Here is a 24,324-nt window from a genome sequence, read left to right on the forward strand (position 1 = left end):
AAAAACATAACATTACATTATAAACTGACTAAGAAACAACGAACCAGGTTCAAAGTATGAGTCAAACTTTGAGGATCCGCCAATTGGAAGCGCTCATGGCAGTTTCCACAAATGGGTCGGTCACCGCTGCAGCTACGGATCTTGGGATAAGCCAGCCTGCGGTCAGCCGACTGCTTTCTGATCTGGAAAAATCGCTTGGCTTTCAACTTTTTGATCGCCGTGAAGGTCGCTTAGTTCCTTCGCAGGAGGTGCGTTATCTGCAACCCAGCGTAGAGCGCGTTTTGGAATTGATGAAGCAGATCTCGGACGTTAGCCAAGACATAACCCAACGCAAAGCGGGACACATCCGCATCGCATGTTTGCCCGGGTTCGCCACCAGTCACCTTCCCAACGTCATTGCCACGTTTTTAGAAGATCGGCCAGGTGTAACAATGACGATCGAACCTGACAGACCGGAACGCATTCTCGAGTGGATGATCGGTGAGCAATATGATTTCGGAATCACAGATAACTTTAACGGGCATCCGGCCGTCGAAAGCAGAGACATCGATGTCCGTACAGTTTGCGTGTTTCCTACCGGGCATGAATTGGAAAAACTCTCCGAGGTGACACCCACGGATCTTGCAAACGCCAAGATTATTCACACACGGCGCGACAGCGATTTTTTTGGACAGCTTTCAAAAGCGTTTCAAAACGCCAACGTCAAATTGAATTCCCACATCGAAGTCAGGCAGTTCACGGCGGCTTGTGAATTGGCTGTAAAAGGTGTCGGGATTTCCGTGGTCAGCGAGTTGGACGCCGTCCAATATGCAGACAACGGATTGAGCTACCGACCGTTCAAACCGCTCTTGTCACATACGCTTTCCCTTGTGCGTCCGATTTTGAAGCAACCGTCACTAGTGACGCTTGAGTTCATCGAGCAGTTCCAAGAGAGCCTAGCCCCGTTCAAGGCAGACAAGCGCCATCACTAGTTGTAGGGCGGCAAACGCTAATGTTCGCTGCCAGCAAGCCGTATATTTTCCATCTTCTTAGCTTGAAACCAATACTTGAGTGTTTGGAATAACCCCCGAGATCGATCTCGCACTAACTGCAAAAAACGTGGAAATACTGAGTAGTTTTGCAGTTGAGCTTGGATGATCTAGCTTCTTATCCCAGAACAGTCTAGCGACCGCTTTGTCCGCACAGCAGTTGTTGATGCGCTGCGTAGCGAACGACCGCTCCGAGCCCAAAGTTACCGGGTGCTGCAGCCCGCGCTAACGACAGCAAAGCGCAGAAACCAGACTTTGCAGAGTTCAGCGTGCCGCCCATAGCAGAAATTGAACCTTGCTTCGAACAACGACGGCTTTGAAACATACCAACTCGCAAGGCGAAGTAGTCTCAATCCTCATTCTGCTACAAGGGTGACAATTGCTTCTTGAGGCTGGGAATGTTGGTTGTTTACCTCGGGCGGTTCGTCGAGCTTTCCACGACGCACCAAAGCGAAAACTGGCGGAGTGAAATAAAACGATACGACAGTCGACAACAGTACGCCCCCGGCGATTGCAACGGCGAATGGCGGCCAAAATGCTCCTCCAGCTATGATCAGGGGTAGGAAGCCGCCAAAGGTTGTGATCGTTGTCGAGATGATGTGCCGACTTGAACCAGTCACAACGCGCGCCATGGCCGCTCGGTCGCCTTGGCTTGCGTCAACGTCTTGTTGCAACCCGGTCAGAATTATGATCGCCGCGTTGATCGAAACCCCGATCGAGCCGATGACCCCGATGATCGCCGTTATTCCAAACGGGAATTGCATAACGGACAGCGACAGCATTGAAAGGCCTGCAGACAACACGCACACGACCAAGGTCACAAGGGTCAGCCGGAACGAGTTAAAGGTCAGAACGATGGTCGCGATGGAGAGTGTGACAATCAAACTAACAGAGGCAAGCAGATTGCCCACGGTGTTGGATCTGGCATCACTGTCGCCGCCTAAGGACATCGAATAGCCTTGCGGCAACACAAACCCGGACGCATCAAGTGCTTCTAGTACGTCCTGCAATGCCTCTTCGGGCAAAACACCGGGTACGATAAACGCCTGAATAGTGTTTTCGCGCGTACCGTCCGTTCGAGTTATTACGCTTTCTGCCGGTTCAATCACGGGCTTGGCCAATTCCGACAGCGGTACCGCTGGGAAGGCTCCAGTCGCAGATATCGCAGCTGCATTTGGCAGTAGGATAGGCATACTGAAAATCGCGCTTAGATCTGACCGCACCTCGTCACCTAAGCGAACGCGCACCGGCAACTGTTCAGTCCCTTCGAGCAGTGATCCACCGGTGATGCCAACAAGCGCCGTGTCCAGCTGACCAGCTATATCCGCAACGTCCAATCCCAGCAGACGCGCTTTGACCTCATCAATCTCGAACCGGATTTGAGGGTTGCCGCCGTTCACGCTGGCGCGCGCCTGGGTTACCAGATCGAGATTGGCCATGACTGAACGCACCTGGTCGCCCAGATCACGCAAAACCGTGATGTCCTGCCCCTGAATTTTGACTTCAACCGGTGCGTCGACCGGAGGGCCCTGAACAAGACTGCGAACGATGATCTGCGCGTCAGGAAAGCCGGTATCCAGACGACTCTGCAACGTACCAACAAGGCGGGCGGCGGCGTCGGCCGTGTCGGTCGTGATCATAGCTTGTGCGAACCCAGGCTCGCGTGAGCGGTTTCCAACGATGTTGTAGTAGAATGCCGGGCCGGACTCTCCGACGGTCCAGTAGACACTTTTGACGCCGTCGTCAGCCAGCAGCATTTCATCGATCTGGCGGGCGGTTGCTTCGGTGGTGGCAATTGACGTTCCACCCGGCATATCGACTTCGATATAGAATTGGTTGCGGTCGACGCCCGGGAAGAATTGCGCGGTCAGCGTTGGAAAGGCCGCAAAGCCAAGCACCGGCAAGATCAATGCCAACGCGATGGATCGCACGGGATTAGCAACAGACAATCGAATTGAGGCCTCGAACATACGGGCAAGTGGCGGGATGCTGATACCGCGGCTCAGCATTCCTGCGTCTGGGCGATCGGACAGTAGCCAGCCCGCAATCGCCGGAGTCACAGTCAAGGCCACAACCAGGGACCAGACAAGCATAAGAACCACGGCGATAGCGATGGCGCCGACAAAATCGCCTGCGGGTCCCGGCAGCAAGATCATCGGCGTGAAGGCAAGCGCCGTTGTCACGGTTGATGCCAGCAGTGGCGCGGCCAACCTGCGAACAGCATCTCGCACGGCTGCAAGTCGCTCCATCCCATCCTGCAGACGACGTCGGATTTCATCGGTCATCACGATGGCTGCGTCAACGAGCAGTCCGAGGGCAACAATCAGTCCGGTCACAGACATCTGATGGATTGGCAATCCAATCATGTTCATCGTCGCCAGGGTCGCCAATGAGACAACCGGCAAAACCAAAGCCACAATCGCGGCTGCCCGAACCCCTAACGTAACAAACAAAACTGCCACGACCAGAGCCACGCCAATGACCATGTTGACCCCAACCTCTGACAAACGATCCGTCGTGTACTGGCTTTGATCAAATAGCAGTATTTCCTGCATGCCCAAAGGTACCGACGCGGCGCCGGCATCAAGCTCATCCCGAAGGAAGCCTGTCCAACGGTCGATCTGTACGCCGTCCTGCGCCAGAATCCCGACCAAAACGGAGGACTTTCCGTTGGCAAACGCGATTGAGGACTGCGGTTCGCGTGCGCCACGGTCTACGCTGGCAATATCTCCGAGCTTCACCACGGCACCGCCTGCGTTTTCACGCAGGACGATGCTCCGAATGCGATCCAAACTCTCAATTTCTCCGCTGACGCCGATGGTCAGGTCGACATCAGATTGCAACCGCCCAGACTGAACCTTTCCGTCTGCTTCGGCGATCCGCTGGGAAATCTCGGCAGCGCCAAGCCCAAGCGCAGCGGCCTTGTCCATATCCACACTTACGAGCACCTCGTCTTTCGGCTGACCGAAATAGTCCACTGCTCGCGTGGCAGGTATCGCACGCAATCTGTCGCCCAGTGCTTCGGCATGACGTGACAGCAAAGTTAACGGAAAGTCTGGATCCTCGGCCGCAACTGCAATGACCGCAGAATAGGCAGAAATGCCCTCGGCATCGAATTCCGGTGGCAATACTCCTGTGGGAAAAGTCTGGCGCGCATCTTCAACGGCGTCCCGAGCCTCGGCCCAAACCTGCTCAATGGTGGCTTCATCTAGCGTTTCCAGCAACTCTACCGAAACAACCGACACGCCCGAGCGGGATACAGAACTGATCTCATCCACCTCGGCAATTTTACGCAGTTCTTCTTCGATTTCTGCAGTCACCAGCGCTTCAACCCGTTCTGGATCTGCACCCGGGAACTGTGTCGTTACAGTTGCGAAGAGGTTGGTGATCGTAGGATCTTCCTGCCGCCCAAGTGATAGGAACGAAGACAGACCTGCAGATACAAGCACTAAAATAATCAGGGCGACCAGTCGGGGATGACGAAAGGTAAGAGTTTCCATCAAACCGCTCCGTTACTCGCCAGTGTTGAAGACAACGCGCTGACCAACGCTGACTCGCTGCGGCCCCTGATCAATCAAGACGGTGCCTTCCGGAAACGCGCCACGCACAAAGACGCGGTCATCTTCGGCATGTAGCACTTCTACAGTCGCCAGGCGTACAGTCTTTTGCGCGTTGGCAACGAGCAATGTCCATTGCCCGCGAGTTCCTTCCTTCAGAGATGTTGTAGGCACCCAGGTCCCCGCACTTTGGACGGGATCGAGTACATGCACACGTGCGGTTTGTCCGAAAGCAACGTCCGGCGCGTTCTTCAAACCGAACAGCGCGGTGCGGGTTCGGGTCACTGGGTCAATATCGGGCCGTAAAGTTGCAAGCTCAGCCTGATAGCTTTGACCTGCAATTTCGATTTCAACGTCAGTCAGCAGCGCCGGATCAACATCGAGAGGGATACCTATCCGAACCTGCGGCGACACGACCTCGACCATACCCAGAACCAACTCGCCCGAGCGCAAAGTTTCACCGCCATCCACGTGTCGCGCGGTTATTTGACCGGCAAACGGAGCCTCGATACTGGATTTCTCGATTCGAACGGTCACATCACGCAAGGCAGCATCTAACTCGCCAATCCTGGATAGCAATTCATCCTGCTGAGAAACGGCCTCGTCCAAACGGGCTTGACTAGTAAAGCCTTCTTCAATGAGTTTCGCGTTTCGCTCGACTGTTTTCTTTGCAAATGAAAGTTGGGCTGCAATGGCGTCACGTGATGCTGTCAGACGGTCGCGTTCGACCTCCAGCAGTGCGATGTCCAGTGTCGCAAGAAGTTGACCCTTGGCAACCTCATCACCTTCATCCACCAGAATTTGATCCAGCGTCCCGTTCAGTTCGAAAGAGATATCTGCCGAACGCTGAGGTTCGACCTGCCCGATGAATACACGGTCGACTGTGTAAGCGCTCTCGGACGTGATTGGTGTCACGGACACGGGTGTCACAGCGGCGGCATCCGGTGCGGGTACAGCGTCCGCTCTACGGGTGAGCTCGGATGCGCCAAAGTAAACGGCGGCCGCTGCAACAGCTATAAAACTGACGGTCACTCCCAGGCGCACAGTGCCGCGCAACACATGTGCAAGTAGGCTCGGTTTGGTCGCTTCAGTAGATGAATTTGCAGGATTCGGCATTTGGGGACCTCATCAAGTTAGCGTCTCTAACATATGTTAGAAGTTCTCACTTTGACAAGAGATACGTGATCTGGCACATGTTGGATCATGAGCAGCACCGAAAAAAATCATCCGACAAGCAGACAAGCGGCTGGTCTTTCCGTCAGCAAGAAAGCCTATCATCACGGCGATCTCCGCGCTGCACTGATCGAAGCAACCCGACAGTTGGTTGAAGAAAAAGGTCCGGACAGTTTTTCTGTATCCGAGGCGTGCAGACGCGCGGGCGTATCAACCGCGGCACCTTACAAGCACTTCAAAGACAAGACAGAAATGCTGGTTGCCACTGTCCTTGAAGGAATGGATCGGCACCGAGACAAAATGCTTGCCGCGCTGGTAGGTGTTCCTGAAGGATCTCCCGAGCGCATTACTGCCATAGGAATGGAGTATATTGCCTTCGCGTTAAATGAGCCCGGGATCTTCAGACTGAAATTTGGCGGCTTCACTGACCGTATTGCGGACCTCCGGCTGGAGGAAGGCGGCCAGCAAAGCTTCGGGATTCTTTTGAATGAGGTAGCAAAGTGTCTCGGTGAACCGGGAATCACAGGCGAAGTTCGCCGCCGTGGTTTTTTGTTGTGGAGTTTCGTGCACGGGCTGTCTTTCATTCTACATGACAAAGGGCTTGCGGAGAAAGGCGAAGAGTTCGATCTTCATACCCTTCTTGAGGACGTTTCGGAAAGAATGCTGAGTTGAGCGTTCTCACGCCAAAACGAACTCAACCAAGCATTGATAGCAGACGATCTATGCCGCTATCGCGCCTGCGCCTAAACGATTGCTTTGGTTCACGTAGAAGACATTTTTGGAAAGCGCCGCGAATGTCCGCTATCCAGAAGCGCAAGGTCTCGTCGTGAATGTCGGCTTCGGGTTGAGCCAGTATTACAAGTTAGGGTGTGCGACGGAAGCTTTGTTCTATAGCCTCCGTTTCGCAACCCGGAGCTATGCACGCGCGTTCGTTAGCTGGGAACGTCCGCAGGCGCCAGGATCGTCATTCCCACTCGACTTGCCACGGCGATGATCGCCGGAATGTCTGGTGGTCCATCTGGCGCCGGAATATCGGTCGTGCCGTCAGGCATTGCTTCACCGGCTTCAGTAAAAAAAGTGTCATGCATCGCGCCGGGGGCGTTTATGCAAAGTAACCTGCCAGGCCGCTCTCCGGTGCATGTAAAGGCGTGCACTGCTCCGTCCGGAACCTTAACGAAGTCACCACATTTGACGTTGACTGTGTCACCATTCAAAAAGAACTCGAATTCACCATCGAGCACATAGAAGCTTTCATCCTCGCCAGCATGATGATTGGGCGGCGCACCGGCATCCGGGGCCGTCTTTATCTCAACAATTGTGCAACGATTTCCTGTCTCACTGGGAAAGGCGTGGAAGGTCAAAAGGTTCCCAAGAAGATGATAAATTCGCGGGCGAGGTTCAGTCATTGCTGCGACTCCCTTTACTTGAAACACACTGAGCTTATGATACACATATCTTCTTATTAGACAAGTGTATCACAAGGGGATTGAGATTGGCGCCTCGTACAAATCAAATCAACCGAACGCGAGAAGCACTTCTTTCGGCTGCACGTGACCTGATGTCAGAAGGCAAGGAAGTCACGCTGGCAAAAGTCGCGGAACGGGCCAAAACCAGCCGTGCGACGGTCTATCGTTACTTTTCTGACCCAAGTGTCTTGGCTTTGGACGCGACGCTCGATCTTGAAGTTACTCCAACGTCAGAACTTCTCGAGGGGCTGAATAACGTCAGGAGCCGTGTACATGTCGTTGCGCGTTACTATCTGGATTTTTCTCGGGTTCATGAGGCGCACTTCCGGCAGTTTTTAGCTGAATCACTCAAGGCATCTCTTGAGGATGGAACGGTCAAAATGCGTGGCGCCAGAAGAGTGGCGGCTTTTTCGGAAGCACTTGCGCCAGTTCACCCATTGATGAAGCCGAAGGAAATCGACGACCTGTCGAAGCGATTGTCCATGACGACGGGCATGGAACAACTTGTCATTCTCGAAGATATTTTGCGTGTGGACGAAGCAACTGGTTACCAGCTTCAGGAAGGGTTGGTCGACGCTCTGTTGGATCGGTACTTGCCAAAAAACTGAGGCAGGATTCAGACGCCTACTTTAACTTAAAACTACTCGCAAATAGACACCCGTTTAACGTCCGGTTCAGGGCTAACTGCGGTCCTTTGGAGAAAAAATGCGGATGTCCGCAAAGTCCGCAACTCGGACGTTCAAGCAAGTTGCAGCGAATGGCTGCTTCGAGCCCACTTTGACCGATGCTGCGCGATGACCCAATGGCAGCAATGCGCAGAAAGCGGACTTTGCAAAGTCTCGCCAAGGCACCAAAACGGACGCTTATCGCTGTCTCGTATGCAGCAGGATAATTTCCCAAAAATGATCGTTAGTCTTCTGTGCCGCTGACCCAAGCCACCTTCAAGTTTGGATCGAAGAGCAACGGTTTCACCTCTACTTGCCTAGTTCTAAGCCAGACAGGCTCAAATTCTCTGTTGTCCGCCAAAGCATCAAGGCTTGTATCGTGCGTAGTCGAAGTCCATATACACGAGGCTTACGTTTTTCTTTTTCGACCTGCTGTCTCCCCAATTCGGCGTTCAGTCTTTCGATTCAGACCGACCACGCCGAGTCGCCGCAATGATGCGGGCGGCACGTATTAGGAGACTTCCACCATGGCAAATGGCACAGTAAAATGGTTCAACTCAACCAAAGGTTTTGGCTTTATCGAGCCTGAAGATGGCAAGCGCGACGTGTTCGTGCATATCTCAGCAGTTGAACGTTCCGGCCTTAGCGAATTGAAAGACGGTCAGAAAGTTACTTTCGACGTCGAAGCTGGCCGTGACGGACGCGAAAGCGCCGCCAATCTGGCACTCGCCTGACCTTTCACGGGCACCCATAAGGGTGCCCGTTTGAACAATGGGCGACTATAAGCCGTCGGAGACCAAGTAAGTTGCAACCTAAAGACTGGACGCGGGTGCTCGCGCAGTACCGTGTGCCCGATGCGAAGCGCAGTGTTTTTGAACTTGCGATCACTGTTTTCCCCTTATTCGCGCTATGGGCCCTAGCGTGGTTTGCGTTGTCATTCAGCGTCTGGATCGCAATATTTCTGGCCATCCTGAATGCCGCATTTCTGGTCCGTATCTTCATCATCATGCATGATTGTGGTCATGGATCTTTCTTTAGAAGTCGCCGCGCATGCAATTGGATCGGCCGGGTTCTGGGTGTTCTTACCGTTACTCCCTATGACGTTTGGCGGCAAAGCCATGCGATTCACCATGCCTCAACCGGTAACCTTGATCGGCGTGGTATGGGTGACATCCCTACATTGACCATTGAGGAATACCTGAAACGGAATTGGTTCGGGCGTGCCGCGTATCGTCTGACCCGGAACCCCGTCTTCCTGTTCGGTGTTGCGCCGATCTATACGTTCTTTATTCAATACCGCTTACCTGTTGGCTTCATGCGGTCGGGCTGGCTGTATTGGGCAAGTGCGATGGGAACAAACGCCGCAATTGCAGGGTTATTGGCTCTGATTTTATGGGCCGGAGGCTTTGAGGTGTTGGCGTGTGTTTTCCTGCCAACCGTGATTGTCGCATCATCCATTGGTATTTGGCTTTTCTACATTCAACACCAGTTCGAACACACGACTTGGGATCGGGAAGAGGGCTGGAACCTTCAGAACGCCGCGTTCTATGGCAGTTCTCACTATGCCCTGCCAGGCATCCTGCGGTGGTTCTCTGGCAACATTGGTGTGCACCATGTTCACCATCTCGCCAGCCGCATACCGTTTTATCGGCTAAACGAGGTTTTGCGTGACCATTCTGAGTTGGAAGATTGCCAGCGTATTACTTTATTTGAGAGCCTTCATTGCGCACGGTTGCATCTTTGGGATGAAAAAAGTCAACGTCTGCTGACATTTTCCGAGGCTTTGTCGAACGCCAATTCCAATAGGTATTTAGTGTAGTCTGGCGCGGACCAGATAGGCTTCGACGGTATCACCTCCTAGGGCGCGAATGGCCTCTAATCGGTGAAGGCCTTCAATCAGCACGAACCTCTTGTTGTCCGAGCGTATCTGGATCGGGGTCTTCTGGCCGTTCTTCAGAATATCTTCGGCCAGCGTCAGCACTTTTTGCTGATCAAGTGTTTTTGCACGTTTCACAGGTACATAGATCAATTCAAGCGGATATGGTCTTTTCTCCAACATAAGCTACGTGAGCAACCTTTCGTGCACTTGTTCCGGTTCGGGTTTCGCTTCAAAAGCAGGCGCTGGAACGCACGTCATAGAACCGAACGAACAGCGTCGCGCAGTTCCTGATGCATGATCCAAGTTGCTGGCTCATCGTCACTTTCGATGTGAGAAAAGGCCAGGACCTGGGCGGCGCCATCATTCTGTGCCGATCCGGCTTCGGGAAGTTCGAGTTCCAGATATTCAGCAATTAATAGTCCGATTTTCTTGAAGACCTTGATGCAGGCCTCGCGCGATTTGTAACAGGCTGCCTGAGACAAGTGACCAATAGTCAGACCTTCCTTGCCTGCGATTGTAAATGCTTTGAGCATTGTTACCTGCGCAGGGGTGAGCCTGATCTGGCGTAATGCCTCTGCATATTCTCTTTCACTGGGAACGAAGGTGCCGGAGTTTCCCTCCAAACGGCGTTGACCGCTTCGCTTCCTGTCTCGTTCTTCGAGAATTTCTTTTAAGGCTTCAATGGCCAATGCTGGTGTTTCGCCAACTGCATCGGCAATCATTGCCTGCGTTTTAGCCGGTGGCTTAGGAAATGCCCGTGCAACACTATTGCCGCTCAGAACGCCAGCCTTAATCAAGTACTTTCCAAATTCTTCTTCAATCACTCCTGATACGTCAGCGTTCCGCGACTTACGAACACTGCGGTCCTGAAATGCTCTTTGTTCCAGACCATGAGCTGACATCTTTGAACCGGGAAGAGTTACTTGAGGGGCATTTTTACGCATCAGAGAAACACCACGGTAATTATCGCCACAACACACACCGCTGACGCAATAGATATCTTAATCCTGTAGGACCGGCGACGCGCCTTTTCGGCTTTGAGACTTTTACCCAGGTTTTCGTCAATCGAGTTATAGTTCACGGCTTAGTCCTTCCGGATTTGTCAGGCGACTTTGGTTTCCACTAACTTATTGTCGCGGCACATTTTCGGTGCACTGGTCGTTCTGTCTCGTGAACGGCCGGTTACATTCCCAACCATCACCTCTTCGATTCAAATGAGCGTTTGAAGGGACAAGGATCGCAACGCACTTGTCCCGGTTTGCGCGAAAACCACGTTCGCATTTCCATCCGGAATAAGTTTCAGGCGCGAGGTATGCATGCTGTGGAACTGCCACGGGCTCACAGCCGCTATCCGCTGCCCTATAACCTCTGATGCACACCCAACCATCCGCGCTGTTTTTGTCAGTCAGGCGGCCGTTGCTCGGGACATTTATCGCAACACAATCCTGGTTCTCCTTACGAAATCCCCAGTTGCAGTGTATTTCCTGCACGCCAAACCGGGTTTCGACGTATCCATTTTGAGGTGCCATCACTTCTTCACAGAGTTCTCCGACACGCTGGAACAGCCGATTGCACTCCCACTGATCTCCGGTTGATGCAAGATAGGCATTTTCAGGAACTCTTATTTCCTCACAGAGTTCTCCGACATTCTGGAAACCGTGATTGCATTCCCAGCCGCTACCATAGGAGCTACCCGTCAAATATGCGTTTTCTGGTACGTCTGTTCTTTGGCACGATCCGTTCTTGTTTTCGAAACCTTCGTCACAAACCGATCCATCGGCATTGCCTGCGACTTGGGCAGGAAGCTGCGTTCCTGAGAGCAACACCAAGAGTGTCGGGATCAGACAAAGAATGCAGCGCGTAAACACGATGAACGACTGATTGAAACTGAGCCTGAGACCTGATCTATCGGGCATCAAGCACGCAATTTAAGAGCCATGTGCTGTTCATACGGCGCCTTCTTTCATGGGTCACGCGATGACTGGAGCACGTCAGGTGACAGTTGCAAATGCTTGCGAGGAACGAGCTCATAGCGAAGACCCCAGCGGAACCCGTTCCTATGCTGAGGCACATGCTACAATTAGTCTGAAGGCCATTGGATTATCGTAACCGGCAGCATCGCGGCAGCGAGTAATTTTTTACCAATACACACTTGTCGTTCCTAGTCTGTGAAGAGTCAAGGACGCACGCTCGTCAAGAAGCGTGTGCTGCGGAATGGTCAATTTTTGAGACCGGCGAGTTATTAGGTGGTTAAGAGAGTAACTGAGAGGCAAAATTCACTTTGGGGCAATTTAGGTTGACAATTCATCTGTGAAATCGCCGGATTTCTTGGGCAACAATCTTGGAGGTGGTGAACGCTCGCCGCTCCAGCCTATTGCCGACACCGAACTAGGAGATTCGCAATTTCTATCGACAGTTTTGCGGACACTGAGATTGGAAGACACCTGGCCGACGCTGCACGTCGTTGCCGCATGGTTTTCTTCACTGGATTACCAGCATCAGGAAAGTCATTCCTGTTGCGTCAGCAGATATCCATTTCGGTCTCCTTGGGACGTCGCGTGCATATTATGCGTTGGGATACAGGTCTCGCGGCGTTTCAGACCGAAGACATACTCGCAAAGTATCCAGATGTTTCGGATGGAACTCATCCGTTGATCCGAAAGGCAGCCGGGCTGTGGGGGCGGAAAGCCCTGGCGCGATGGCTGGCGAAGCATGCCGACCCCACAGACATGATTGTCGGTGAAGTCCCTATCATCGGAAACAGGTTTTCAGAGTTCATCCAGACGCAGCCGGATCAGATTGAGCCTGCCTTAGCTTCAGAGGAAACCAAATTCATTTATCCGGTTCCCACAAAGGGCTTGCGTGCCAATCTCGAAGCTATTCGAAGGTCTACGTTTGCGAACCCTAAACATCCTGATGAGGCCAGGGACGCGCCACCATCCACAATGGAACTGGCTTGGCGTTTGACGTGTGCCAAGGTCGCAGAATTGGGTTTGATCTCTGAAGCGGACAGTCATTCTCCGTACGAGGAGATGATTTATGTGCGGTTTTTTGAGCACCTACTGCAACACCGAAACGCTATCAGAATTGGGGTTGATACAATTTATTCAAATGCCGGTTCAGCCCATGACCTAGATGCGAACGTCTTAGAAATCAGTGCTAGCTCAGGCGAAGTAAAGTACGCAATCGCAGAGGTAGAGACTACTTTTACAGCCGAAGAAGCCGCCCGAGAAGTTGAAAACTGGTATCGGGTGTAGCCCTCGTGCGAAAGTTCGCTCTTTGGCGTTTTGGAAACTGCAAAGTCTAACTGTGAACGTCCGGTTTGGGCTGACTACGGTCCTTTGGAGTAAAAATGCGGATGGCTGCAAAGTCCGCAAAGAGGTCAGTTAGACGGAACGCTGCGAATGGCTGCTCTGAGCCCAAAGGCGACTTAGGTAATGGGCTTAGCATTCATCAATTTGGGCGGAAACTGTTCATATTGCAGCGCATCGACGAGCCTCTATCGCCAAATAGAACAGCAACGAGATTGCCCGTTGTTGTGGATGTAAAGACCGGCACTGCCGTGCCATCGACTAAACCAACGCCGCTACCGCTGGTGGCATTTGCTTGAACGGCTTGGCCCTTGAATGTTTCGCCATCCAGAACAGCCGTGTAAAAGTCGCGGTCCATGCCTTGCTCATACTGAAACTGAACACGAGTACCCTCCCCACGCACGACACCCTGCATCGTACCACCACACGCGGCTAAAGCGGCAAGTGAGCCAATGAGAGCGTATTTTATGAAGCGTTTCATTTAACTACCTTTTTGATGGGTGCTGCGCGTTGACGTCTCCATCTGATAGCAATCCAGCGCGACGTTGACTACTGGTTCATGCCAGTGGTACATCCAATGCAAATTGGCGGCACCAAAACACCCATAAAACAAGGCGCTCGGATCAAATCGGCTGGATTTCAATTCTCTCCAGCAGCACCATCAAGCCCCCAAATTTTTTTGTTTGAAAATTCGGTCGAACACTGGATTAGCAAACTGAATTCGCCGGTATTGGGCGCCCGTGGGTGAAACGCTGTTTATCGATAGGTTTTGCCGCCTCCTGCATCCAGCTTTGGTCGCAATTGGTCAGCCCCGTTTGGGTTATTCCGTAAAATGTGCTTCGAAATGCAGAACCAGGTGCTTTGGCTTTTGACTGTTGCCCTGTTCTTTCACGTCGTCGCGCGCCTCGCGCATTAGGCGCAGGACAGTCTCAAGGTCATCGCTTTCTGATTTCATCAACCCGTAGGCGTGCAGGATTTTTCCCGCAGGCTCATGTTCTCCGGCCATCGCCAATTCCGTGGCGCATTGCCAAGATCGGTTTTTGACCATGTCGGAATACCTCATCGGCGTTCGGTTCCTTAATTAGTCGTTCCGGGCCTCCGTCCACCGCTGGCACATCGTCGCCAGTTACGACCCACATTGGTGTACCGGTTTGTCATTCGGGTCTAATTGTTCGGTTAGCGAGACCGTATCATATTCAACAGATACAACATATCCGCTGTACAGTCTGCACAAACCCCGTTCTGGACCTTTTCGGACAACCAATCGGTTTCCAGCCATATTGGGACATCTGCGCAATCTTTGCATTCAGCATATCCAAGGTGGGCTCCTCAATCAGTCTTTCGATATTCGCCATACGTCTATCTCCATTCCAATCACCCAAATGATGTGGAAGGAGGCAGTTCACGCAGCATGTTGCAAAGCGCCAATGACATGCGCATTGCGGCCAGATAGGTTTCCAAGTCTGAATGTGGTTACGGTCGGGGGGGCATCACAGCCTCCGCGAGTGCTTGGTGTTTTGGCTATGCGCCGCACCCCCTGATCCCGCCGCAACCCCCTCGGTTGACGTGGCAACCATACGATACAGCAGGACTGCCGCGCATATGGCAAGCGCCCTGCGGGTCTACGTATGAATCCCTGCCAGAAACATGTGTCTAAGCGCCAAAAGGCTTTGCATCTAACGGGTAAGACAAGGCAAATCTCTGTTGCCTTGTCAGGCGCAGTTGAAAGGGATCAGGCGTCAGCAGGTGCCAGGATCGTCATACCGGCGCTGGTTGCGACAGCCATGATCGCCGGTATGTCAGGGGGCGCGTCCATAACCGGAATCTCGGTTGTTCCGTCGGGCATGGCTTCGCCAGCCTGGGTAAAAAACGTGTCATGCATGGCGCCCGGAGAATTGACGCAAAGCAGCCGACCGGGTTGGGCGCTAGTACAAGTAAATGCGTGAACCGCGCCATCTGGCACTTTTACAAAATCACCGCTTGAGACCTTGATGGTCTCACCGTCCACAAGAAACTCAAACTCCCCGTCCAGCACGAAGAAACTTTCGTCTTCACCCGCATGATGATTAGGCGGCGCGCCAGCACCCGGGGCGGTCTTGATCTCGACAATCGTATAGCGATCCCCGGTCTCTGCCGGAAAGGCGTGAAAGGTCAAAAGATTACCAAGCAGGTGATAAGTGCGTGGACGAGATTCAGTCATCGGGCGACTCCCTTTACTTCAATCTTCATGTCATTATGATACACATATCTACTTATGAGACAAGTGCATCATAAAAGGACCTGAACTTGGCAACACGGACAAATCAGAAAAACCGAACGCGCGAGGCACTTTTGTCGGCGGCGCGTGCGCTCATGTCCGAGGGCACCGAAGTAACCCTGGCGAAAGTGGCCGAACACGCGCAGATCAGCCGCGCCACGGTTTACAGGTATTTCTCCGATCCCGGGGTGCTGGCTCTGGATGCCACATTGGACATGGAGGTCAGGCCGACTTCAGACTTGCTTGAGGGGATATCGGACGTTCGGCGGCGTGTTCATGCGGTGGCGCGGTATTACCTTGAATTCTCGCGCACGCATGAGGCGTATTTTCGCCAATTTTTGTCAGAATCCTTCAAAGCATCGCTTCAGGACGGAACCGTAAAGATGCGGGGGGCCAGACGCGTTGCCGCCTTTGCTGAGGCTCTTACCCCTGTTCGGTCTGCTCTGGGCCCTTCAAAGTTCGAAGATCTTGCAAACCGGCTTTCCATGACAACCGGAATGGAACAATTCATCATTCTCGAAGACATTTTGCGCGTGGACCAGCCGACCGGTGACCGGCTTCAAGAGGGGTTGGTCGATGCCCTGCTGGACAGATATCTTCCGACCTAGCAGTGCATCAAATACTTATTTCGCTGTCACAGGCTGGTGTTAGTCCCAGCGCGTTTTCGGCGAAATTTTCAGAGTTTCCGAAAATGTGGCATAATTCACCAAAGCACGTGTCTCAGTAAACTATTGTTTCCGAAGGACGAGAGCGACGGATGGGTACGAAACGGCCACCCCAAACGACCAAATGTCCGAATTGCGGTCAGCTTACGGATATAGCGTCCGGAACCTGTTCGTCTTGCGGTGCTCCGCTCAGTGCGAATTGGTCGGGGTTTCAGGGGCGCACGCTGTGGGATGTCCTAAACCTTTTGATCGTGCCTTTTGTTCTGGCGGTGGGTGGGTTCTGGCTGAACGATATTTCGGTCAAACGTCAGAACGAAATTCAGCAGCAAGAAACACTTCGGCAACGCGAAAGGGATGAAAGCCGATTGCAGACCAACGCGCTGCAGGCGTATTTCGACGCGATCGGCGAGCTTCAGTTGGAACAGTCCTTGGGAAAAGTCTGGGTCCGACCGGCGGTATTGGCGATCGCAAGAACCAAGACGCAGACCATCATGCGGGAAATCAACCGCGAACGGCAGGGTCTGGTTGTTCAGTTTCTGAAAGACGCCAACCTCATTGTTCACAGGCAGCCGGCAACAGTCGTCCCGTTCTATCAAAACAATGACTGTACGCCGCAATCGACGACGAAAGTTGATAATCGCGCGTTTCTTTCCTTGGAGGATACCAAACTGATCGGGGTGTCCCTAGCCAACGCGGATCTGCAAGCCGTCGAACTGACCGACGTGGACATGCGCGAAGCCGATCTTCGCAATGCCAACCTGTCCTCGGCCATTTTGGTCAACTCGGATCTACGGGGGGCCAACCTTAGTTCCGCGAACCTGATCGGCGCAGAAATGACAGGCGCCTATCTGGTGAATACCCAATTGCGTGGTGCAGGGCTGACCGGTGCAATCCTGAGGTGTTCCTTTCTGAGAGGGGCCAATCTGGAGGCCGCAGACTTGCGCCGCGCGAATTTCAGGGGTTCGTCCATGGAAGGCGCTAATTTCTGGGCCGCCGATATCCGAAACGCAGACTTGTCAGAAACATTTTTGCGCAAAGCAGACTTCAAGGCGGCATTTCTGGATGGCGCCGATTTCAACTGGGCTGATCTGCAAGGGGCGCTGCTGGATGACTCTTACCTGATCGGGACTTCGTTTCTGGGCACCGATCTCAGTGGCGCGGATCTGACCAATGCCAGCTTTATCGAGGAAGTCCACGACCCCGAGCACGCTCAGAAAGAGGAAACCCTGAAAAAGAACTTTGAAGTCGCCCAGAAAGCGCTGCAAAACGCGATCCTGTGCGACACGATCATGCCTGACGGTTCACTTGAAAGCCGCGACTGCAATCCAGACTCAGGCTTGGAGACGGCTGCCCCGATGACAATGCAACCCATCGAAGACGTTGAGCGGATCGTCGGCACGTATTTTGTGGAGGGGTATTTCGACGGTTATTTCGATAACGCGACAAACACCTATGTTGAAGAACAGTGCTGCTACAACGGAATCCTCTCGATTCAGGCCGAGGAAGACCTGAAGAACTATGCACGCCTGCACTGGACGATTATTTCCGACGACCAAAACCAACAACGGGCTGAAGGTGTCGGCCAAGTTACTGACACCGGAGAGTTATACTTCATCTTTTCCTTGGGTGCCTTCAAGGGCGACGGCCTGACATCCGCAGTCGAGGCCGACATGCTGTCAGCCAGATTCCGCTTTTTGTTCAATGGCGGCTTTGGAGGCGAAACCTGGGGTCTGTTAGAAGCCCGGGAGTAGGATGTTGATTACTCAACCCTGCCCGGCGCTTCTGTAGCGCAAACCGCCCGATTGTTAGTGAGGGTTCCAGCCTGCGTAAGCGGGGCCACTTGCCGCCGATGGCGTCAGTTCAATCGCTTGGACGCTGCCAGCGCACCCGCCAGGGCATTCTCGATCTCACCGGGAAATTCGCGACCTTTTTCATGCAAACCTGCAGCGACCCAGCCAACCGTATGACCTCTGGCACCGATGTCGTTCGCCCGACCCAATGTCAAAGAGGTGCGTTCCGTGCGAACAAGCGCCATCGATTCCTCGATTTCGCTTTCCGTCAGCACCATGCTGACGGCGCTGTAGATATCCATAGATACCTGCAACGTCTGATGCTCCAACCGATGCACTGACTCTGAAAGCATGCGCGTGCAAAAGGCTGAAAGAAAATACCACCGGAAAATGGAGAATACGCGTTTTTGGAACTCACCTGTCAAACCCGCACCGAAAGAGGCAGCGCGTGCAATCTGTTCAAACGCTGCTTCTGCCGCCGAGGATGCCTGACAGATCTGAAGTTCGCGCATTTTTGTAGGAACACCGCACGATGCTGAACTCACTGCGGCGTCTTGTGTTTCAAAATTCATTTTAGCCCTCCGGTAAAAACCCTTGATGAGGACATGGGAAACTCAAAGTTCATTCTAATGTTTTTTTCTGCCTTATTTCGCTGTAATCCCTCGATTTCTGGCAATTACAAAAATGACACAAATGGGCGTTTAACGCAAACATATCCGCTCTGAGTTTGTTTTCGCCGTGACGCGGCCCGCCCCAAGCACCGGCTGAACCGTGCAACAAAATCAGGCGTTCCCGCGCAAAATGTCCTCAAAACGGACATGATCTGGTACCAATTATGCCTATTTCACCGCCTATACCAGTTCAATCCCGCGGATTTGTTTACCAGTAAGACTTTAACGAGGGGGTACGAGCGGGACTAAGGGGGGTGAGCGCCTGCCCAGCCCGACTCGCCCAAGGGCAGAGTAGCTCCCCCATCATAGCGACTTAATCGATCTTGCTTTTTTGCGCATGCGGGGTGACGCCGAAACTCGACCGATACACCCTTGAGAAATGGCCCGGGCTTTCGAACCCGCAAGCCATCGCCACCTCGGTGACCGACGCTTCGGTTTGCAACAGCAATTTCTGCGCCCGCTCCAGACGTAACTCCATAAAATATTTCTTGGGGGACGTATTCAGGTATTTTCCAAACAGTCGCTCAAGTTGCCGGGTCGAAATGCCAAGGTCTTCGGCAATCTGAGACGGAGACATGGGGGCCTCAATGCAGTCTCGCATGATGTGGATGGCTTTCGCCAAATGCGCATTACGCATCCCGTTTCTGGATTGCAACGAAACGCGTTGTTTTGCGGTGGCATTGCGCACGGCGTTGTAAACCATCTGGTCAGCCACCGCGATGGCCAGTTCCTCGCCGTGGTCGCGCTCAATCAGGTGCAACATCAGGTCGGCTGTGGCCGTACCGCCGGACGCGGTAATGTGCTTTTCATCTGCCACAAAAACGCTACGGACAAGGTTTACTTCGGGAAAGGCCTCCATAAAGGCGTCGTGGTATTCCCAATGAATTGCCGCCTGCATTCCATCCAGAAAGCCGGCCTCGGCCAGCAGCCATGCGCCCGAACATAAGGCACCGATCGCCGTTCCCCGCGCCCGTTCGCGGCGTAGGGTCGCCAGCAAAGGGCGGGTGACGTGGTTGCGCATATGGATGCCGGACAACACAAAAAGCTGGTCGGTCTTCGGCAGATCGTCCAGCCCGCCATGCACTAATGTCACCAGTTCATTGGAACAGACCGCGCGTTCACCATCCTCTGAAACCAGCGTCCAGTCATAAAGCTGTTCCTCACTGACGAGATTTGCGATCCGCAGCGGCTCGACCGCGCATGAAAAGGCAAGGTGCGAAAACTCCTCGATCAGGATGAAGGTGATGTGCCGGGTTTGGCGCATGGGGTGATCCGTCTAGTTGGGCGTGTTTCATGCTGCACGATTCTTTTGTGTATACAATTTGTATTTTTTTCGAATACAAAAGGGAAGACCCAACACGAATCGTGTTTGACTGGGGGAAACCGAATGAAGGACGACGCCAAATCTCGCAAAGCGGAGCTGACCGAACATCTGAAGGTCGGAATTCTAACCCTGCGCTTGCAGCCCGGCACCGATCTGGACGAGGCGCATCTGTCCGATGCGTTCGGCCTGTCCCGCACGCCTCTGCGCGAGGTGTTCCGGCAACTTGCAGGTGAAGGATATCTGGATCTGCGCACAAACCGATCTGCGCGGGTGTCCGAGATGTCATATACCACCCTGCGCGACTTCTTTCTGGCCGCACCGATGGTTTACGGGGCCATTCTGCGACTAGCGGCGCAGAACGCGACAAGGGCACAGATCGACGCGCTGAAAGATGCGCAGCAGGCGTTCAAGGCGGCCTTGCGCGCTGGGTCCGCCGAAGACCGCGCCCTGGCCAATAACCGTTTCCACGACGTGACCGGAGAGATGTCGGGCAATATCTATCTGTTACCCTCGTTCAACCGCCTGCTGATAGATCACGCCCGGATCGGGATGACGTTCTATCGCCCTCAAACCACCAAGATGACCGAAAACCTGTCTGAAGCCAGTCGCCAGCACGACGCCATCATCGCCGCCATTGAGGCGGGCGATGAGGCGGCGGCTGCACAGTTGGCCGAGGACCACTGGAACCTGTCACGCGATCAGATCGAACTGTTCGTGATGCCCGACGCGTTGGATGTGCCCATGGGCGCGCCCCTGTCGAAACCTGCATGAGGATGCAATGAACCCGATTTTCAAGTTTGAGGGGATCTATACCCCGGTGATCACGCCCTATCACGCCGATGGGTCCGTGAATTGGGATGCTCTGGCGCAGGTAATCGAGTACCTGATCGACCACGGTGTGCATGGGTTGATCTCGGGCGGGTCGACGGGTGAGAACTATGCCCAGACGGTCGAAGAACGGCTGGAGCTGGCGCGGTTCACGCATCAGCAGTTGAAGGGCCGTCTTCCCCTGGTGATCGGCACAGGCGCGATGCTGACGGCGGATTCGATCGCTCTGGCCTCGGGCGCGCGCGAGATCGGCGCGGATGCAATCCTGCTGGCCAGCCCGCCCTATGCGGTGCCCACCGACCGCGAGAACGCATTGAACGCGCTGGCCATCGACAAGGCCGCTGACCTGCCCGTGATGCTGTATAACTATCCGCACCGCACCGGCACGATGATGGGAGAAGAGTTCCTTGACCGGGTTGGTCGCAGCCGAAACTTCTGCGGCATCAAGGAAAGCTCGGGCGATATCAACCGGGTGCATCTGCTGGCGCGGGATTACCCGCATATCCAACTGGGCTGTGGCATGGACGATCAGGCGTTGGAGTTCTTTGCCTGGGGCGCTCCGTTCTGGGTTTGCGGTGGATCAAACTTTCTACCTGCCGAGCATGTGGCGCTGTATCAGGCTTGCGTGACCGAGGGGGATTTTGCCAAGGGCCGCCGGATCATGTCGGCGATGATGCCCCTGATGCGGGTCTTGGAGCAGGGCGGCAAATTCATCCAGACGATCAAGCACGGCGTAACCATGAACGGGATTAATGCGGGCGAGATGCGGCCCCCGCTGAAAGGGTTGAACAAGGATGACAAGCGCGCGCTGGAACAGGTGACGCGCGTATTGAAGAAAACAATCGCTGACATTGTGGCTGAGGGGTAAGGCAATGGAACTGCTGACAAAGGACGAATACACATCCATCGCCGCAAGGCTGGACCTGCCCACCGGGGCCTTCATTGACGGCGGCTATCGCCCCGCGATCTCGGGCCAGACGTTTGAGACGGTGAACCCTGCAACCAACGCGAAACTGACCGATATCGCTTCCTGCGGCGGCGCAGACGTAGATTTTGCCGTCGAAAAAGCGCGCGAGGCGTTTGACGATGGCCGATGGTCGCGATTGTATCCTTCGGACCGTAAGGATGTGCTAATCCGCCTGTGCAAACTGATGACGCGCAACGCCCGCGAGCTGGCGGTGATGGAGAGCATCGACAGCGGCAAGACCATCTATGACTGCGAAACCGTCGACATCCCCGAGGCGATCCACTGCCTGAAATGGCACGCCGAGGCGATCGACAAGATTTATGATCAGGTCTCACCCGCCAGCGACGATCACATCGCTATGGTGGTTCGTGAACCGATTGGCGTAGTGGGTCTAGTGCTGCCGTGGAACTTCCCTCTGCTGATGCTGGCGTGGAAGATCGGGCCAGCCTTGGCGGCGGGCTGTACCGTGGTCGTGAAACCTGCGGCCGAAACCACGCTGACCGCCCTGCGTCTGGCCGAACTGGCGATGGAGGCCGGTCTGCCGCGCGGCGTGCTGAACATTGTTCCGGGTGGCGGGGCCGAGGTGGGCGAGCCCATCGGGCGACATATGGATATCGACATGGTGTCCTTCACCGGCTCAACCGTCACCGGCAAGCGGTTCCTGACCTATTCGGCGGAAAGCAACGCCAAAGAGGTAGTGCTTGAGATGGGCGGCAAGAACCCCGCCATCGTGATGGAAGATGCCGAAAATCTGGACCGCGTGGCCGCGCATATCGTCAACGGCGCGTTCTGGAATATGGGAGAGAATTGCTCGGCCTCGTCCCGGTTGATCGTGCATAAGGACGTGAAGACTGAGCTGCTGGAACGCATCGCCCATCACGCAAAACAATGGAATATCGGCGACCCTCTGAACCCGGAAACGCATATGGGTGCGCTGGTCAGCGAGGGGCATTTCACCAAGGTCTGCGGCTATCTGGAACAGGCCGATAATGTCGTGATCGGCGGCACCGCCAAGGACGGGTTTGTCGAGGCCACGGTGGTTGAGGTGCCCGGCAATGACGCAGTTTTGGCGCGCGAGGAAATCTTCGGCCCCGTGCTGTCGGTGATCGAAGTCTCGGGCTTTGACGAGGCCATCAAGATTGCCAATGACACTGAGTATGGCCTATGTGCTTCGATCTTCACGGCCAATGTCAAACGCGCCATTCGCGGCGCTCGGGCGATCCGGGCCGGTACGGTCACGGTGAACAGCTTTGGCGAGGGCGACATCACCACGCCCTTTGGCGGCTACAAACAGTCGGGCTTTGGCGGGCGCGACAACTCGGTTCACGCCCACGATCAATACACCCAGCTAAAGACCATCTGGATTGATCTGGCCGATGACGCGGATGAGGCCGTGGATTGAGCAGCTACACCGCCCGCACCCTTCCCCTCCACCGTGGGCCTGCGGCGTGGAGCGTTCTTTTGGGGGCGCAGCCCTCGGCCCGCGAGCTGAAGGCCGAAATCAATGCTGACTTCACGATCGTAGGCGCAGGATTTGCTGGCCTGTCCGCAGCCCGGCGTCTGACGCAACTGCAGCCCAGTGCCAAGATCGTAGTGCTGGAGGCCGGGCGCGTGGCCGAAGGCGCGGCGGGGCGGAACTCAGGCTTTATGATCGACCTGCCGCATGATCTGGCGTCCGACGATTATGCGGGCGCGGGCGATGACAGGGCCATGATCGCATTGAACCGCCGCGCTATTGCGTTCGCGCGTGAAGCCGTCGAGCAATACCGGATCGACCCGAACTATTTCGATGCGGCGGGCAAAGTGAACGGCGCCGCCAGCGCAGCCGGGCACGTGCATAACAAAAGCTACTCGCAACATCTGGCCAGTCTGGGCGAGACCAGTGAAATGCTGGATCCACAGCAAATGTATGAGTTGACCGGCTCGCGCCACTATCGCTCGGGTCTTTTCACGCCGGGGACGGTGATGCTGCAACCGGCGGGCTATGTGCGCGGTTTGGCGGCTGGGCTGGTCGGGGATGGGGTCGCGGTGTTCGAGAACTCAGCCGTCACTGGGTTTCAGAAACAAGACGGCGCGTGGCAGGTACGAACGGCGCGTGGCGCGGTCAGCACGGGCGCGGTTATCCTTACCGTAAACGGTCATCTGGAAAGCTTCGGGATCGAGACCGACCGACTGATGCAACTGTTCCTCTTTGCTGCAATGACGCCCGAGCTGGACGTGGATCTAATGGCCCTTATCGGCGGTCAGCCGCGCTGGGGTGTGACCCCGTCTGACCCGATGGGCACGACCATGCGTCGGATAGATACCGGTCAGGGCGGCAATCGTATCATTACCCGGACCTGCGCCGCGCTGCGTCCCGGAATGGCCGCCACGCCGCGCGATCTTGAACGCGCCTCGCGGGTCATGCAGCGCAAGTTTGATCAGCGTTTTCCACAGTTGGCAGGCCTGCCAATGCAGTACCAATGGGCAGGCCATCTGTGCCTGAGCCTTAACGGAGTGTCCGTCGCGCGGCAGATCGAACCGGGTGTCTTTTCCGGCTGCGTCCAGAACGGGCTGGGCACCGCACGCGGAACGCTGACAGGCATCGCAGCGTCCGAGCGCGCGTGCGGGTACAACTCGGACATCACCCGGCACTTCGAAGCAGAACACCCCCCCAAACGCTTGCCCCCGCAGCCCTTTCGCGAGCTTGGTGCGAATGCAGTATTACGATGGAAGGAATGGCGGGCCCGCGACGAATGAACGG

At 54.6% G+C, this 24,324-nt stretch carries 23 protein-coding genes; 12 read left to right on the forward strand and 11 right to left on the reverse strand.

What is annotated here, in order from left to right:
* Positions 1–56 precede the first annotated feature (56 nt).
* Positions 57–971, forward strand: a complete 915-nt coding sequence (locus GOX75_RS12630) for a LysR substrate-binding domain-containing protein (protein WP_171123598.1) — start codon at positions 57–59, stop codon at positions 969–971.
* A 413-nt stretch (positions 972–1,384) separates the two neighbouring features.
* Here the strand turns inward: GOX75_RS12630 and GOX75_RS12635 are convergent, their stop codons facing one another.
* Together GOX75_RS12635 and GOX75_RS12640 are read right to left on the reverse strand one after the other, a co-directional pair.
* The gene (locus GOX75_RS12635) at positions 1,385–4,528 is read right to left on the reverse strand and encodes an efflux RND transporter permease subunit (RefSeq protein ID WP_171123599.1); all 3,144 of its coding nucleotides are present in this window, start codon (positions 4,526–4,528) and stop codon (positions 1,385–1,387) included.
* A 12-nt stretch (positions 4,529–4,540) separates the two neighbouring features.
* On the reverse strand, positions 4,541–5,701 hold the full coding sequence (locus GOX75_RS12640; protein WP_171172827.1) for an efflux RND transporter periplasmic adaptor subunit: 1,161 nt from the start codon (positions 5,699–5,701) through the stop codon (positions 4,541–4,543).
* Between the two features lie 87 nt (positions 5,702–5,788).
* Between GOX75_RS12640 and GOX75_RS12645 the strand changes: the two genes are divergently transcribed.
* Positions 5,789–6,430, forward strand: coding sequence for a TetR/AcrR family transcriptional regulator (locus tag GOX75_RS12645; RefSeq protein WP_171123604.1), 642 nt, complete (start codon positions 5,789–5,791; stop codon positions 6,428–6,430).
* 260 nt (positions 6,431–6,690) lie between these two features.
* Here GOX75_RS12645 and GOX75_RS12650 read toward each other — a convergent pair whose 3' ends face one another.
* Positions 6,691–7,164 carry a cupin domain-containing protein gene (locus GOX75_RS12650; RefSeq protein ID WP_174825840.1) on the reverse strand — a complete coding sequence of 158 codons (474 nt, stop codon included), beginning with the start codon at positions 7,162–7,164 and terminating at the stop codon, positions 6,691–6,693.
* 86 nt (positions 7,165–7,250) lie between these two features.
* Between GOX75_RS12650 and GOX75_RS12655 the strand changes: the two genes are divergently transcribed.
* The 3 genes from GOX75_RS12655 to GOX75_RS12665 all read left to right on the forward strand — a co-directional run bounded on the left by GOX75_RS12655 (position 7,251) and on the right by GOX75_RS12665 (position 9,708).
* The gene (locus GOX75_RS12655; RefSeq protein WP_170649255.1) at positions 7,251–7,832 is read left to right on the forward strand and encodes a TetR/AcrR family transcriptional regulator; all 582 of its coding nucleotides are present in this window, start codon (positions 7,251–7,253) and stop codon (positions 7,830–7,832) included.
* 584 nt (positions 7,833–8,416) lie between these two features.
* On the forward strand, positions 8,417–8,623 hold the full coding sequence (locus GOX75_RS12660) for a cold-shock protein (protein WP_170328727.1): 207 nt from the start codon (positions 8,417–8,419) through the stop codon (positions 8,621–8,623).
* A gap of 71 nt (positions 8,624–8,694) precedes the next feature.
* On the forward strand, positions 8,695–9,708 hold the full coding sequence (locus tag GOX75_RS12665) for a fatty acid desaturase (RefSeq protein WP_170752037.1): 1,014 nt from the start codon (positions 8,695–8,697) through the stop codon (positions 9,706–9,708).
* On the opposite strand, the gene GOX75_RS12670 is transcribed toward GOX75_RS12665, so the two are convergent.
* The 3 genes from GOX75_RS12670 to GOX75_RS12680 all read right to left on the reverse strand — a co-directional run bounded on the left by GOX75_RS12670 (position 9,700) and on the right by GOX75_RS12680 (position 11,684).
* On the reverse strand, positions 9,700–9,948 hold the full coding sequence (locus tag GOX75_RS12670; protein ID WP_170334757.1) for a ParB N-terminal domain-containing protein: 249 nt from the start codon (positions 9,946–9,948) through the stop codon (positions 9,700–9,702). The genes GOX75_RS12665 and GOX75_RS12670 overlap by 9 nt on opposite strands.
* Positions 9,949–10,022: 74 nt before the next feature.
* Complete coding sequence (locus tag GOX75_RS12675; RefSeq protein ID WP_171123610.1) at positions 10,023–10,712, reverse strand: hypothetical protein; 690 nt, start codon at positions 10,710–10,712, stop codon at positions 10,023–10,025.
* A gap of 183 nt (positions 10,713–10,895) precedes the next feature.
* Positions 10,896–11,684, reverse strand: a complete 789-nt coding sequence (locus tag GOX75_RS12680; protein ID WP_170334761.1) for a hypothetical protein — start codon at positions 11,682–11,684, stop codon at positions 10,896–10,898.
* 555 nt (positions 11,685–12,239) lie between these two features.
* Here GOX75_RS12680 and GOX75_RS12685 point away from each other — a divergent pair.
* Positions 12,240–13,025, forward strand: coding sequence for a hypothetical protein (locus tag GOX75_RS12685; protein WP_170469274.1), 786 nt, complete (start codon positions 12,240–12,242; stop codon positions 13,023–13,025).
* 196 nt (positions 13,026–13,221) lie between these two features.
* On the opposite strand, the gene GOX75_RS12690 is transcribed toward GOX75_RS12685, so the two are convergent.
* The 3 genes from GOX75_RS12690 to GOX75_RS12700 form a co-directional block, all read right to left on the reverse strand.
* On the reverse strand, positions 13,222–13,560 hold the full coding sequence (locus GOX75_RS12690; RefSeq protein WP_171123611.1) for a hypothetical protein: 339 nt from the start codon (positions 13,558–13,560) through the stop codon (positions 13,222–13,224).
* A 339-nt stretch (positions 13,561–13,899) separates the two neighbouring features.
* The gene (locus GOX75_RS12695; protein ID WP_171123612.1) at positions 13,900–14,142 is read right to left on the reverse strand and encodes a hypothetical protein; all 243 of its coding nucleotides are present in this window, start codon (positions 14,140–14,142) and stop codon (positions 13,900–13,902) included.
* Positions 14,143–14,811: 669 nt separating this feature from the next.
* Positions 14,812–15,279, reverse strand: a complete 468-nt coding sequence (locus GOX75_RS12700; RefSeq protein ID WP_171123613.1) for a cupin domain-containing protein — start codon at positions 15,277–15,279, stop codon at positions 14,812–14,814.
* 86 nt (positions 15,280–15,365) lie between these two features.
* Here GOX75_RS12700 and GOX75_RS12705 point away from each other — a divergent pair, with 86 nt between their 5' ends.
* Positions 15,366–15,944, forward strand: a complete 579-nt coding sequence (locus GOX75_RS12705; protein ID WP_171123616.1) for a TetR/AcrR family transcriptional regulator — start codon at positions 15,366–15,368, stop codon at positions 15,942–15,944.
* Positions 15,945–16,093: 149 nt separating this feature from the next.
* Positions 16,094–17,752: a pentapeptide repeat-containing protein gene (locus GOX75_RS12710; protein WP_171123618.1), complete on the forward strand. Its 1,659-nt coding sequence runs from the start codon at positions 16,094–16,096 to the stop codon at positions 17,750–17,752.
* A 104-nt stretch (positions 17,753–17,856) separates the two neighbouring features.
* Here the strand turns inward: GOX75_RS12710 and GOX75_RS12715 are convergent, their stop codons facing one another.
* Both GOX75_RS12715 and GOX75_RS12720 read right to left on the reverse strand, forming a co-directional pair.
* Positions 17,857–18,303, reverse strand: coding sequence for a hypothetical protein (locus GOX75_RS12715; protein WP_171123620.1), 447 nt, complete (start codon positions 18,301–18,303; stop codon positions 17,857–17,859).
* 472 nt (positions 18,304–18,775) lie between these two features.
* On the reverse strand, positions 18,776–19,726 hold the full coding sequence (locus tag GOX75_RS12720; protein WP_171123622.1) for a GlxA family transcriptional regulator: 951 nt from the start codon (positions 19,724–19,726) through the stop codon (positions 18,776–18,778).
* Between the two features lie 123 nt (positions 19,727–19,849).
* On the opposite strand from GOX75_RS12720, the gene GOX75_RS12725 reads away from it, so the two are divergent.
* From GOX75_RS12725 to GOX75_RS12740, 4 genes are read left to right on the forward strand one after another with little or no spacing between them, the layout of a single operon-like run.
* Complete coding sequence (locus tag GOX75_RS12725) at positions 19,850–20,557, forward strand: GntR family transcriptional regulator (RefSeq protein WP_171123624.1); 708 nt, start codon at positions 19,850–19,852, stop codon at positions 20,555–20,557.
* A gap of 7 nt (positions 20,558–20,564) precedes the next feature.
* The gene (locus GOX75_RS12730; protein ID WP_171123626.1) at positions 20,565–21,482 is read left to right on the forward strand and encodes a dihydrodipicolinate synthase family protein; all 918 of its coding nucleotides are present in this window, start codon (positions 20,565–20,567) and stop codon (positions 21,480–21,482) included.
* Between the two features lie 4 nt (positions 21,483–21,486).
* Positions 21,487–22,983 (forward strand): aldehyde dehydrogenase, encoded by a 1,497-nt coding sequence (locus GOX75_RS12735; RefSeq protein ID WP_171123628.1) that lies wholly within the window; start codon positions 21,487–21,489, stop codon positions 22,981–22,983.
* The gene (locus tag GOX75_RS12740; protein WP_171123630.1) at positions 22,980–24,320 is read left to right on the forward strand and encodes an FAD-binding oxidoreductase; all 1,341 of its coding nucleotides are present in this window, start codon (positions 22,980–22,982) and stop codon (positions 24,318–24,320) included. Before GOX75_RS12735 ends, GOX75_RS12740 begins: the two co-directional genes overlap by 4 nt.
* The last annotated feature ends 4 nt before the right edge of the window (positions 24,321–24,324 follow it).

Source organism: Ruegeria sp. HKCCD7251 (assembly GCF_013031165.1).
In the GTDB taxonomy this organism is placed as follows: domain Bacteria; phylum Pseudomonadota; class Alphaproteobacteria; order Rhodobacterales; family Rhodobacteraceae; genus Ruegeria.

Bases quoted from the DNA above. Each gene is read 5' to 3' on its own strand.
- GOX75_RS12630 (WP_171123598.1), top strand. From the start codon at position 57: ATGAGTCAAACTTTGAGGATCCGCCAATTGGAAGCGCTCATGGCAGTT.
- GOX75_RS12635 (WP_171123599.1), bottom strand. From the start codon at position 4,528: ATGGAAACTCTTACCTTTCGTCATCCCCGACTGGTCGCCCTGATTATT.
- GOX75_RS12640 (WP_171172827.1), bottom strand. From the start codon at position 5,701: ATGCCGAATCCTGCAAATTCATCTACTGAAGCGACCAAACCGAGCCTA.
- GOX75_RS12645 (WP_171123604.1), top strand. From the start codon at position 5,789: ATGAGCAGCACCGAAAAAAATCATCCGACAAGCAGACAAGCGGCTGGT.
- GOX75_RS12650 (WP_174825840.1), bottom strand. From the start codon at position 7,164: ATGACTGAACCTCGCCCGCGAATTTATCATCTTCTTGGGAACCTTTTG.
- GOX75_RS12660 (WP_170328727.1), top strand. From the start codon at position 8,417: ATGGCAAATGGCACAGTAAAATGGTTCAACTCAACCAAAGGTTTTGGC.
- GOX75_RS12670 (WP_170334757.1), bottom strand. From the start codon at position 9,948: ATGTTGGAGAAAAGACCATATCCGCTTGAATTGATCTATGTACCTGTG.
- GOX75_RS12675 (WP_171123610.1), bottom strand. From the start codon at position 10,712: ATGCGTAAAAATGCCCCTCAAGTAACTCTTCCCGGTTCAAAGATGTCA.
- GOX75_RS12680 (WP_170334761.1), bottom strand. From the start codon at position 11,684: ATGCCCGATAGATCAGGTCTCAGGCTCAGTTTCAATCAGTCGTTCATC.
- GOX75_RS12685 (WP_170469274.1), top strand. From the start codon at position 12,240: ATGGTTTTCTTCACTGGATTACCAGCATCAGGAAAGTCATTCCTGTTG.
- GOX75_RS12690 (WP_171123611.1), bottom strand. From the start codon at position 13,560: ATGAAACGCTTCATAAAATACGCTCTCATTGGCTCACTTGCCGCTTTA.
- GOX75_RS12695 (WP_171123612.1), bottom strand. From the start codon at position 14,142: ATGAGGTATTCCGACATGGTCAAAAACCGATCTTGGCAATGCGCCACG.
- GOX75_RS12700 (WP_171123613.1), bottom strand. From the start codon at position 15,279: ATGACTGAATCTCGTCCACGCACTTATCACCTGCTTGGTAATCTTTTG.
- GOX75_RS12710 (WP_171123618.1), top strand. From the start codon at position 16,094: ATGGGTACGAAACGGCCACCCCAAACGACCAAATGTCCGAATTGCGGT.
- GOX75_RS12715 (WP_171123620.1), bottom strand. From the start codon at position 18,303: ATGCGCGAACTTCAGATCTGTCAGGCATCCTCGGCGGCAGAAGCAGCG.
- GOX75_RS12720 (WP_171123622.1), bottom strand. From the start codon at position 19,726: ATGCGCCAAACCCGGCACATCACCTTCATCCTGATCGAGGAGTTTTCG.
- GOX75_RS12725 (WP_171123624.1), top strand. From the start codon at position 19,850: ATGAAGGACGACGCCAAATCTCGCAAAGCGGAGCTGACCGAACATCTG.
- GOX75_RS12730 (WP_171123626.1), top strand. From the start codon at position 20,565: ATGAACCCGATTTTCAAGTTTGAGGGGATCTATACCCCGGTGATCACG.
- GOX75_RS12735 (WP_171123628.1), top strand. From the start codon at position 21,487: ATGGAACTGCTGACAAAGGACGAATACACATCCATCGCCGCAAGGCTG.